Source organism: Massilia frigida, assembly GCF_011682175.1.
Classification (GTDB): Bacteria; Pseudomonadota; Gammaproteobacteria; order Burkholderiales; family Burkholderiaceae_D; genus Telluria_A; species Telluria_A frigida.
Genome location: NZ_WHJG01000177.1, coordinates 1 through 474, shown reverse-complemented (window position 1 = coordinate 474; position 474 = coordinate 1). Strand labels below are relative to the sequence as shown.

The following is a 474-nucleotide window of genomic DNA, read 5'->3' as shown; positions in this document are numbered from 1 at the left end:
GCCGACGCGCGGCACGCAAAAGGCGCGCGCGGTGCGCCAGCAATTGTGGGCGCGTGTGGTCGAGATCGGAGACGGCAAACGGGGGCGCATCAGCGTCACCTGCATCGTGGCACGCGAAGTCGGCGCGCCCGCGGGGAGCAAACCGCTCGAATGGCGCCTGCTGACCAACCGCGAGGCCAGCACCGCCGAGCAGGTCGTCGAGCTCATCGACTGGTACCGGGCGCGCTGGGAAATCGAGATATATTTCCATGTGTTGAAAAATGGCTGCGAAGTGGAAACCCTGCAACTGGGGGCGATTGATCGGGTCGAGCGAGCCCTGGCGCTGTTCATGGTCGTAGCTTGGCGGGTCACCTACTTGATGCGCCTTGGAAGAAATTGCCCTGACCTTGATGCTACGCTGTTCTTCTCGGCTGACGAAATTCGCGGTACTTATTTGCTGTCGAAGACGCCAAAGCCGACGCAATCACCGCGCTT

General features: G+C 61.8%; 1 protein-coding gene. It reads left to right on the top strand.

The window, feature by feature from the left end; genetic code table 11:
• On the top strand, window positions 1-474 hold a 474-nt coding region (locus F2P44_RS34565), incomplete at both ends, for an IS4 family transposase (RefSeq protein WP_167094619.1).